The 10669-nt window shown below is 59.6% G+C and carries 10 protein-coding genes; 6 read left to right on the top strand and 4 right to left on the bottom strand.

The genetic code is table 11. The features are described from left to right. Positions 1-71: 71 nt before the first annotated feature. From USH94_RS04315 to USH94_RS04295, 5 genes are all read left to right on the top strand, one after another. Positions 72-1475 carry a TolC family outer membrane protein gene (locus USH94_RS04315; RefSeq protein WP_111965879.1) on the top strand — a complete coding sequence of 468 codons (1404 nt, stop codon included), beginning with the start codon at positions 72-74 and terminating at the stop codon, positions 1473-1475. Continuing rightward, positions 1472-3670 (top strand): type I secretion system permease/ATPase, encoded by a 2199-nt coding sequence (locus tag USH94_RS04310; RefSeq protein ID WP_111965880.1) that lies wholly within the window; start codon positions 1472-1474, stop codon positions 3668-3670. The genes USH94_RS04315 and USH94_RS04310 overlap by 4 nt, the downstream gene beginning before the upstream one ends. A gap of 10 nt (positions 3671-3680) precedes the next feature. Beyond that, entirely contained in the window at positions 3681-4850 is a 1170-nt protein-coding gene (locus tag USH94_RS04305; protein ID WP_086374946.1) for an HlyD family efflux transporter periplasmic adaptor subunit, read from the top strand. A gap of 250 nt (positions 4851-5100) precedes the next feature. Further along, a complete protein-coding gene (locus tag USH94_RS04300; RefSeq protein ID WP_111965881.1) occupies positions 5101-5400 on the top strand; it encodes a type II toxin-antitoxin system RelE/ParE family toxin in 300 nt (99 codons plus the stop codon). 10 nt (positions 5401-5410) lie between these two features. Continuing rightward, positions 5411-5758 (top strand): HigA family addiction module antitoxin, encoded by a 348-nt coding sequence (locus USH94_RS04295; RefSeq protein ID WP_063408808.1) that lies wholly within the window; start codon positions 5411-5413, stop codon positions 5756-5758. 20 nt (positions 5759-5778) lie between these two features. On the opposite strand, the gene USH94_RS04290 is transcribed toward USH94_RS04295, so the two are convergent. The 3 genes from USH94_RS04290 to USH94_RS04280 form a co-directional block, all read right to left on the bottom strand. Beyond that, a complete protein-coding gene (locus USH94_RS04290) occupies positions 5779-6297 on the bottom strand; it encodes a DUF6622 family protein (RefSeq protein WP_111965906.1) in 519 nt (172 codons plus the stop codon). Between the two features lie 85 nt (positions 6298-6382). Continuing rightward, complete coding sequence (locus tag USH94_RS04285) at positions 6383-7564, bottom strand: PLP-dependent aminotransferase family protein (RefSeq protein ID WP_111965882.1); 1182 nt, start codon at positions 7562-7564, stop codon at positions 6383-6385. Positions 7565-7584: 20 nt separating this feature from the next. Then, positions 7585-8472, bottom strand: coding sequence for a LysR family transcriptional regulator (locus tag USH94_RS04280; RefSeq protein WP_111965883.1), 888 nt, complete (start codon positions 8470-8472; stop codon positions 7585-7587). A 97-nt stretch (positions 8473-8569) separates the two neighbouring features. On the opposite strand from USH94_RS04280, the gene USH94_RS04275 reads away from it, so the two are divergent. After that, on the top strand, positions 8570-9172 hold the full coding sequence (locus tag USH94_RS04275; RefSeq protein WP_023308908.1) for a short chain dehydrogenase: 603 nt from the start codon (positions 8570-8572) through the stop codon (positions 9170-9172). 117 nt (positions 9173-9289) lie between these two features. Here the strand turns inward: USH94_RS04275 and USH94_RS04270 are convergent, their stop codons facing one another. Further along, positions 9290-10669: an amidohydrolase family protein gene (locus USH94_RS04270; RefSeq protein ID WP_111965884.1), complete on the bottom strand. Its 1380-nt coding sequence runs from the start codon at positions 10667-10669 to the stop codon at positions 9290-9292.

The raw sequence follows: 10669 nt of genomic DNA, 5'->3' as shown, positions 1-10669 counted from the left end.
GCAAGAGATGACCCGGGCGCGCAGCGCCCGGGCATAAATAATAAAGCCGTATTTTTTTATAGGGACATGACATGGGAATGAAGATGCCTTACTGGTGGCTCTCGTGCTGCCTGATATCTGTGCCCGCTTTCTGCGCAAATCCGGCGGCCACCATCAATACCGGACAGCTTCGCGAAACGCAGGAACTCCCCTCGCTCAACGGCCGCGTCGCACCTGCGGCTGGCAAAGCCGCACCCGGTTCATTGCAGCTTGGCGATGCCGTTAACCGCGCCGTCACCTGGCACCCGGCCATCAGCGAAGCCGTGGGGAAACTCTACCAGCAGAGCGAAGAAGTAGACGTCGCTAAGTCAAAATACTATCCGCAGATTAATGCCGGCGTGGACAACGGTTATTCCCACGACGGCGACCAGAACGGCTTTACGCCGTCGCTGGTGCTTTCTCTCTCACAGATGCTCTACGACTTTGGCAAAGTGGCAAGCCAGGTACGCGCCGAGAGCGCCGGCGTTGCCCAGCAGCAGGCCAACGTGCTGGTGAGTATCGACACTATCGCCCACGATACCGCCGTCGCCATGGTGCAGGTGCAAACCTGGCAGCAGATGGTTGAGACCGCTAAAGAGCAGCTCGACGCCCTCTCCTCTATTGGCACGCTGACCCGCCAGCGTAACGACGAAGGGGCCACATCGCTCTCTGACGTGGTGCAGACCGATGCCCGAATCGAAGGCGCGCGAGCTCAGCTGATGCAGTACCAGGCCAGCCTGGACAGCGCCCGCGCCACGCTGATGAGCTTTCTCGGCTGGAACAGCCTGAACGCGATAAGCAATGACTTTCCGCAAAAGCTGGGCCGGAGCTGCGACATCGCCGAGCCGGACGACCGCCTGGTTCCCGCCGTTCTCGCCGCCTGGGCGCAGGCTAACGTCGCCCAGGCTAACCTGGACTATGCCGACGCGCAAATGACGCCAACCGTCTCGCTGGAGCCGGAGGTGCGCCACTACATGAACGATCGCTACGCGGGCAGCGACACGCGGGATCGCACCCAGTATTCCGCATGGGTGAAAGTTCAGATGCCGCTCTATCAGGGCGGCGGCCTCACCGCACGGCGTAACGCTGCCGGACACGCGGTGGAGGCGGCGCAGTCCACCATTCAGCGCACGCGTCTTGATGTCCGCCAGAAACTGCTGGAAGCCCGCAGCCAGGTGATGAGCCTGCAAAGCACGCTGCAAATTCAGGGCCGTCAGGAGGCGCTCAGCGCACGCACCCGCGAACTGTACCAGCAGCAGTATCTTGACCTCGGCTCGCGCCCGCTGCTCGACGTGCTCAACGCCGAACAGGAGGTTTATCAGGCGCGCTTCACCCAGCAGCAGACCCTAGGTCAGCTGCACCAGCTGCAGCTCAACTGCCTGTATAACACCGGACAGCTGCGTCACGCGTTCGATCTTGATAACCGCACCATCCAGACCGTGGAGATCCAGCCATGAAGCAGCGTGATATCCCGCAAGGTGAAAACATGACGGATGAGGCGCTGGCGCAGTGGGCACAGGCCTTTGGTTTTGTTGCCACGCGCTATCGCGTCGCCTGCTCGCCCGGCGCGCTGATTGCAGGCGCACCCTGGCTGAAAGGCAAACCGATGGTGCCCGCCCTCACCCAGCTGGCCCGCGAAGCAGGGCTGTCGTTTCAGCTCCTTACCGACGATCGACAGGCGATCAACAGCTGGCGTCTGCCGGTTGTCGTAGCGATGAATGACGGCAGGATCGGCGTGATCGAGCATTTCGACGGGGACGATACGCTGGAAGTCAGCTTTTTCGACGACGAGACCTACACCAACCGGCTGTCGATGACGGCGATGCTGCCCGCTATACGCCACGTTATTGCCCTGCGTCCACTCGCCGCGCTGAAGGACAGCCGCGTGGATGCCTATATCTCCAAATATCGTCCGGACTGGCTCTACCGGCTGGTGATGCGCGATCTCCGCCCCTACAGCTGGGTGATGCTCGCCGCGCTGTTTATCAACGTGCTGTCGCTCTCCGGGATCGTCTTTTCCATGCAGGTCTATGACCGGGTGATCCCCGCCCAGTCCTACCCGACGCTGTACGTCCTGACCATAGGGGTGCTGATTGCCACCCTGTTTGGTTTTGTGCTGCGCGTGGCGCGCGGGCACATTATGGATCTGCTGGGCAAGCGCTCGGATATGCGCGTTTCGGATCGCGTATTCGGCCACGCGCTGCGGCTGCGCAACAGCGCGATCCCCCGCTCCACCGGCAGCTTTATCTCGCAGCTGCGCGAGCTGGAGCAGATCCGTGAGATGGTGACCTCATCCACCATCTCGACGATTGTCGATCTGCCCTTCTTTTTACTGTTCGTGGTGGTGCTGGCGATCATCGCCCCGCAGCTGGCGTGGATCGCCCCGGTCGCGGCGGTGATCATGGTCCTGCCCGGCCTGCTGCTGCAGAAGAAGCTGGCGGAGCTGGCAAAGCAGTCGGCGCATGAATCAACCCTGCGCAACGCGGTGCTGGTGGAGAGCGTGCAGGGCCTGGAGGACATCAAGCTGATGCAGGCGGAAAACCGCTTTTTGCAGCAGTGGAACAGCTATATCCAGATCACCGCAGAATCCGGCCTGCGCACTCGCGAGCTGACGCAGAACCTGATCAGCTGGGGGATGACCATTCAGAGCCTGGTCTACGCCGGGGTGATTGTGGTCGGCGCGCCGATGGTGATCGACGGTACCCTGACCACCGGCTCGGTGGTCGCCGCGTCGATGCTGGCTTCCCGCATGATCGCCCCAATGGCGACGCTGTGCGGCGTGCTGGCGCGCTGGCAGCAGGTCAAAGCCGCAAAAGAGGGGCTGGACAGCATCATGCAGCTTCCCACCGAAAACCAGCGCGAGGAGACGCCGATCCGCCAGGACGTCCTGCGCGGACACTATCTTTTCGAGCAGGCGCAGTTCCGCTATCAGCCGGACGATCCGCGCATGGCGCTGCGCATTAATCTCCTGGAGATAAGGCCGGGAGAAAAAGTGGCGATCCTCGGGCGCAACGGCGCGGGCAAATCAACCCTGCTGCAGGCGATGGCGGGCGGGATGGACCTGGCGGCGGGCGAACTGCGGCTCGACGGCTTCAGCCTGCCGCATCTCGACGTGGCGGACGTGCGGCGCAACGTCGGCTTTATGACTCAGAACGCGCGGCTGTTTTACGGCACCCTGCGCGAAAACATCACCCTCGGCATGCCGCGCGCCACCGACGAAGAAATTTTCGAGGCGCTGGAGCTGACCGGCGCGGCGGGCTTCGTCCAGAAGCTGCCCAAGGGGCTGGACTATCCGATCATGGAAAACGGCGTAGGGCTCTCCGGCGGGCAGCGCCAGTCGATTCTGCTGGCGCGAATGCTCCTGCGCGATCCGAATATTGTGCTGATGGATGAACCCACCGCGTCGCTGGATGAGCACACCGAGCGGGAATTCATCCAGCGCCTGGGCGACTGGCTCGGGCATCGCACCCTGATCGTCGCCACGCACCGCGTACCGGTTCTGGAACTGGTGGAGCGCGTCGTGGTGTTAAAAGAAGGGATGCTGGTGATGGACGCGCCAAAAGCCCAGGCGCTGAGCAACAGCCGTATGCAGCAGCAACAGCAGCAGGCAGCAACCGGACGGGAGTGGAAAAATGAAAATCAGTCAGCGTGACGTGGCGGCAATGGACGATCTGGATAACGCCCTCGACTCCGAAAGCGGCTACACCGGCGCGCGCCGGATCGTGATCTTCTCGCTGCTGATGTTTGTGGTGCTGGGCGTCTGGGCGTGGTTTGGCGTGCTGGATGAGGTGTCAACCGGTTCGGGTAAAGTAATCCCTAGCTCGCGCGAGCAGGTCTTACAGTCTCTCGACGGCGGGATCCTCACCGAGCTGAACGTCCACGAAGGCGATCAGGTGCAGGCCGGACAGGTGCTGGCGCGGCTTGACCCGACGCGATCTGAGTCGAACGTCGGCGAAAGCGCGGCGCGCTACCGCGCCTCACTGGCCTCCAGCGCCCGCCTGTACGCCGAGGTGAACGATCTCCCGCTGAAGTTCCCCCCTTCACTGGCGAAATGGCCGGATCTGATTGCCGACGAAACGCGGCTGTACAACTCGCGCCGCGCGCAGCTGGAGGATACCCAGCGGGAGCTTCGCGCCGCGTTAGATCTCGCCAATAAAGAGCTGGCCATTACCCAGCGGCTGGTGAAAACCGGGGCCGCCAGCCACGTGGAGGTGCTGCGCCTGCAGCGGCAGAAAAGCGATCTGGAGCTGAAGCTCACCGACGTGCGTTCGCAGTATTACGTCCAGGCGCGCGAGGCGTTATCCAAAGCCAACGCTGAGGTGGATATGGTTTCAGCCATCCTCAAGGGCCGCCAGGATTCCGTCACCCGTCTGACGGTAAAATCCCCGGTGCGCGGGATCGTGAAAAATATCAAGGTGACCACCATCGGCGGGGTGATCCCGCCCAACGGCGAGCTGATGGAGATTGTGCCGGTGGACGATCACCTGCTGATCGAAACTCGCCTGTCGCCGCGCGATATCGCCTTTATCCACCCGAACCAGGAGGCGCTGGTCAAAATCACCGCCTACGATTACGCCATTTACGGCGGCCTGCACGGGGTCGTTGAGACGATTTCTCCGGATACCATTCAGGATGAGGCCAAGCCGGAGGTGTTCTATTACAGGGTGTTTATCCGCACCAGTCAGGATTACCTGGTCAATAAGGCGGGCAGGCACTTCTCGATTGTACCGGGGATGATTGCGACGGTGGACATTAAGACCGGAGAGAAAACGGTGCTGGATTATCTGATTAAACCGTTCAACCGGGCGAAAGAGGCGCTAAGGGAGCGATAGCCAATCGCCGGGTGGCGGCTGCGCATTACCCGGCCTACATCCCCCCAGGCCCTTGCAAGCGCAGCGCCGCCGGGCATTAAACCGCACGCCAGAACTGGAACCTGCCTCGGAGGATTAATCTTTAGTCATGCATCCCACTTCCCTTCAGCCATCGCCCAGGTAATATTAACCGCAGACAAAACGCACTTGCGCACAGTGCAGGAGTGCATTACTATTCATTCAGCTTCACGGACTGGAGCTCGCCAGCATTATGATTAGTTATTTTCGGGATCAATGGCTTGAGGATTTTTTTCTTTACGGCAGATCGAGCAATGTTATCCCTTCAAATCTGGAAACAGCGCTTGCGAGAAAGCTCGATATCATCAGGGCAGCAACCTCGCACAGGGATTTGCGATCGCCACCGGGCAATATGTATGAAGCATTGAATCCTCCGCTGAAGGGCTATTCCTCCATCCGGGTAAACAGGCAATACAGGCTCGTATTTTGCTGGACAGAGGGTAAAGCAGAAGATCTCTACCTCTCTCCACACAAGTACACGCAACACAAGTGAGGCATCATCTATGACACTTCAACAGGCACTCCGCAAACCCACCACGCCGGGCGACGTGTTGCAGTATGAGTATCTTGAACCGCTCAATCTGAAAATCAGCGATCTGGCGGAGATGCTCAATGTTCACCGCAACACCATCAGCGCGCTGGTCAATAACAATCGCAAGCTTACTGCCGATATGGCGATCAAGCTGGCAAAAGCCTTTGATACCACGATTGAATTCTGGCTGAACTTACAGCTGAACGTCGATATCTGGGAAGCGCAATCTAACGCCAGGACGCAGGAGGAACTAAGCCGTATAAAGACCGTTGCGGACGTCATGGCTAAGCGAAAATCTGGCCAACCGGATGTAGCCTGATTCGAACAGGCGCGGAGATCTTACTCCGCCGGGCGAGGTGCGGCGCTGTTATACACGCCAACATAGCGCGCAAATTTCCCAATAAACACACCGGCAAACACGCCGCCGGAGACGATCGCCAGCACGCTCATGGCGGGCTGCTGCATCGCCTGGGGAGAGACCGCGCTCATCACGCCCAGCACATACTTCACCCCGAACGCCAGCATCATAAACGGCAGCGCGGTGTAGTCGGCCTGGCGGTAAAGGCTGCGCGGCGCCTCTGCGCGGGTAATCACAGCCTGCTTAATCAGGACATACCCCAGCGCGGCACCGGCAAGGATCCCCGCCGTCCACAATGCAACAGTCCCGGGAGTCAGCGTGCGATAGACTATCAGATCGTAAATATCCCAGATAAGAAAGATGCCCGGAATAATGGCAAGCCGCTCCAGCGTCACGGTGGCGGGCCGTCGGGCTTTAAGGCCGCGGGAGATAAGGAAGATAAACAGCACCCACACCCAGACGGGCGTGTGCGTCACAACACCGATCAGAAATTCAAACATGGAGATCACCATGAACGATCGCGGCCCCTGCCGCCCTGAACGCATATTGCGCATAACGGCAGGAACGCCATTATGCGCAGGTCTTTTACAGCGATTTTTTCAGGCGTTGAACCGCTTCCTTCAGCTCTTCATCCGTTGGCGTGACAAATGACATACGCAGCGTGGAATGGTCTGGCTCATTGCAGTAGAAAAATTCGCCCGGCACAAATACTACGCCGTTACTTAACGTTTTTTCCAGCCAGCGGGTGGTATTACTACCATTTTTCATATTCGCCCACAGGAACATGCCGCCCTTCGGCTTGTGGAAAGACATCACGTCGCCAAGCTCAGCCTCCAGCTCTGTTGCGAACGTCTGGTATTTCTGGCGATAGGCTTCGCGGATCGTTTTAATCTGATCGGCCAGACGGCCGGTCTTCAGATACTCATACGTCATCAGCTGCGACAGCGTGCTGGTGTGCAGATCGGTGGTTTGCTTCAGGTTCACCACCGCGCGCTTCAGCCATTCCGGTACCACCACCCAGCCCACGCGAGTGCCCGGCGCGAGGATTTTAGAGAAGGTAGAGGTATACACCACGTTCTCTTCGTTGCCGATATCTTTGGCATGAGCAATTAACGGGCGGAAGACTTCATCGGTATAGTTAATTTCGCTATACGGATCGTCTTCGATGATCACGAAGTCATAGCGCTTCGAGAGTTCCACCAGCTGTTTACGACGCGCCTCAGAAAGCGTCACGCCGCCCGGGTTGCCAAACGTCGGGACAATATAGACCGCTTTGATAGTTTTATTTGCCACCAGCACTTCGAGCTCGTCGACCTTCATGCCGTCACCGTCGGTGCCGACGGATTCAAAATTCGCCTGCGCCAGGCCGAATACCTGCAGCGCAGCAAGATAGGTTGGACGCTCGACGACGACAATATCGCCCGGGTTAATCAAAGCACGCGCCAGCACGTCGAGGGACTGCTGTGAACCAGAGGTCACGACCACGTCATCCGCCTTACAGCGAATGCCTCGCCCCTCGCAAATGCGCTGAATCTCTTCCCGCAGTCCCGGCACGCCTTCGGTCAGGCCGTACTGGAACGCCTCGCCAAAATGCTGAGATAATACGGCATCAGCGGCAATTTTCAGCCCTTCGCGATCGAACAGGTCTGGGTTTGGAATACCGCCCCCCAGCGAGATCACGCCCGCCATTTTGCTGTGTTTTAATAATTCACGGATGGCAGATGATTGCAGGCCCTGCGCGCTGCTGGCGAGTTTACTCACGGACATTCTTTGCTTACCTTCTGTTTTTATAGTGTGCCCAATCTTAGCAGAATATGGGCGATAAATTCCGTCAGCTTAGGCAGTTGACGTAAATCCTGACGCCACAATAAATGCACGGGTCTCGGCGCCGGAATATACTCTTCCAGCACCCGCACCAGCCTGCCGCTTTCCAGATCTTCCGCCACCAGCACCTCCGGCTGCAGCAGCAGTCCCGCTCCGGCTCTCGCGGCCATCCGGAGCCCGTAGCCGTCATTACATTTTAAGACCGCATCCCGCTTCCAGCGCACCTCGCCCTCGACGCCCGGCAGCCGCCACTCGTTGCGCGCGGTCCACACGCTGTGGGACAGGCAGAGATGATCCACCAGATCGGCAGGGGTTTGCGGCGTACCGTAGCGTGCCAGGTAGTCCGGCGCGGCGCAGATAACCATCCGGTAAGGGCAGAGGTATTTCGCCACCAGATCGTCGTTGTGGATGTCGCCAATACGAATGGCCAGATCGATACCCTCCTCCACCAGATCCACCATCCGGTTGGTGAGATCCAGCTCGATGCGCACTTCCGGGTAGCGTTGTAAAAAAGAGGCCGTAAGCGGCGCGATCGCGCTGCCGCCAAACGAGGTGGGCGCCGTCACGCGCAGGGTCCCGGACGGTGCGGCGCGCAGGCGTTCCACGGCGCTTTCGGCGATCGCGACCTGCTCCAGCACCCGCTTCGCCTCGTCGAAATAGACGCGTCCGGCATCCGTCAGGCTCTGACGGCGCGTGTTACGCTCCAGCAGGCGGGTGCCAAGCTGGGATTCCAGCAGCGCAACGTACTTCCCCACCATCACCGCCGACATCTCGAGCCGTGCTGCCGCAACGGTGAAGCTGCCGCTTTCAACCACCGCAATAAAGGTCTCCATGCTGCGAAGCTTATCCATATTCCAAACCTCTGGTTAGCAATCTTCTAACTTTAGCCCAGTTTATCCGTATTTTAATTTATTAAAGAATGAAGGCTCACAACATAAGGAGTCGGCTATGAAAATCGTCATTATTGGTGCCAGCGGTACGGTCGGTCGTGCGGTAACGGAAGAGCTGAGTCGTCGCCACGAGGTCATCCGCGTCGGCCGCACGCAGGGCGACGAGCAGGTGGATATCACCTCGCAGGCGAGCGTTCAGGCGCTGTTCGAGAAAATCGGTCCGGTGGATGCCATTGTGTCCGCCAGCGGTGGCCTCTACTTTGGCCCGCTCGCGACCATGAAAGATAGCGACTTTAACCAGGGGCTACAGGATAAGCTGCTAGGACAGGTGCGCCTGGCGCTGACCGGCCAGCACTACCTGAACGAAGGCGGCTCGATTACGTTGATAAGCGGGATCGTCGCGCACGAGCCGATTGCGCAGGGCGTAAATGCCACTACGGTGAATGCGGCGCTGGAAGGGTTTGTTCGCGCCGCAGCCTGCGAATTGCCGCGCGGGATCCGCATCAATCTGATTAGCCCGACGGTTCTCACCGAATCCGTCGAAACGTACGATGGCTTCTTCCCGGGCTTCGAAAGCGTGCCTGCCGCGACGGTGGCGCAAGCCTATCGCCGCAGCGTGGAGGGCGTGCAGAGCGGGCGGGTATACAAGGTCGGCTACTGAGCCGTGCGCGCGGCGATCGGCACCAGCATCGGGCGTGGAAGCAGCGCTTACCCGGCCTACATAAGTGCGGCCTGATGCCCTCCCCCCCTCTCCCACAGGGAGAGGGAGAAATGCACATCAATCCACAACGCCCCAGACGAGGTTACCCTTGTGGAACGTTGCGGTACGCGGAGAGATGCGCGCCACGGCTTCGGCGGAACAGGAGGCGTCCACCAGCACAAAGCTGGCGTCATCCTGCGCTTTCGGCCATACGCGATCGCCTTTGTCGTTCAGGGGCAGCACGTCGCCGGTCGCGATACCTAATGCGCGGGAGAGCGTCTGCTCGTTCGGGCGGATGTAGAGCTGGGCGTAGAGATTAGCTTTTTCCAGCATGTCCCCCAGACCGTACGGCGACCAGTGGTCGATCACGCTGTCGGTTCCCGTCATCACAAACACGCCCTTGTCCCGCAGCTGCTTCAGCGGCATATGCAGGGTGCCAATCGGCACGGTGGAGGCGATGGTCACCTGCTGCGCCGCCATGCGGGTGGCGATCTCATCCACCTGCTTTTCGTTAAGCGTCGCCAGCGCAAAGGCGTGGCTGATGGTCAGCTTCCCCTTCAGCTCCGGCGTTTTCTCCACGGTTTCGACCATGTAGTTCACCGCCGCCACCCCCGCTGGGCTGGTCTCGTGCAGGTGAATATCCACTCCTTTGTCGTAGTCCAGCGCAATCTGGAACATCAGGTCGAGAGATTTCTCCATCGCGCCGTCGACGTTGGTCGGGTCCAGCCCGCCCACGTAGTGCGCCCCGGCCTGCATAGCCTCACGCATCAGCTTTTCGGAATGGGACAGCAGTAGCCCGTGCTGTGGGAAGGCGACGATTTCACAGTCAAAGCCGGGCTTACGGCGCGATAAAACCGCCTGCAGGTTTTCAAGATTCTTCAGGCCGGAGGTCGGCTCGATATTGCAGTGGCTGCGGGCTATGGTGGAGCCTTTCGACTGGATAAGATCGATCAGCTTTTCCGCTCGCTCCTGGGTGTAGGGCTGAAGCTCCGGCAGCAGCTTCTGTTCCAGGCGGATCATATCCTGAATGGTGGTACCTGCCGGGCGGTTGAGGGAACGCCACGGGCCGCCGTAAAAGGTTTTATCCAGGTGAATGTGCATGTCGCGCATCGCCGGAAGCATCAGCTTGTTGCCCGCGTCGTAGTGCGGCAGCGTGGCGTCGGCGTGGCGCTTGTTATCGCGCAGGGCGACGATCTTCCCGTCTTGAATCTCCAGCGTCTTCAGCTCGGTGCGGGTGCTCGTCGCCACGTTGCCGTCAAAATTAAACCCGGCTTCGAGCAGCACGTTGTCCAGATAGTAATGTTTCGCGGTGATATTCACAGGCTTACCGGTCTCGCAGAGTGGCTTTGCGGAGTCAGCAGCATACGCGACGGATCCGGTCGCGCCAAACAGCGCGCAGGCGGTAACCATTTTGCCGCTCTGGCTGATGAATTCACGGCGGCTTTTATTTTCACTCAT

Source organism: Enterobacter sp. 148H3 (genome assembly GCF_034107425.1).
Taxonomy (GTDB): Bacteria; Pseudomonadota; Gammaproteobacteria; order Enterobacterales; family Enterobacteriaceae; genus Enterobacter; species Enterobacter vonholyi.
This window is presented reverse-complemented; position numbering and strand designations above follow the sequence as displayed.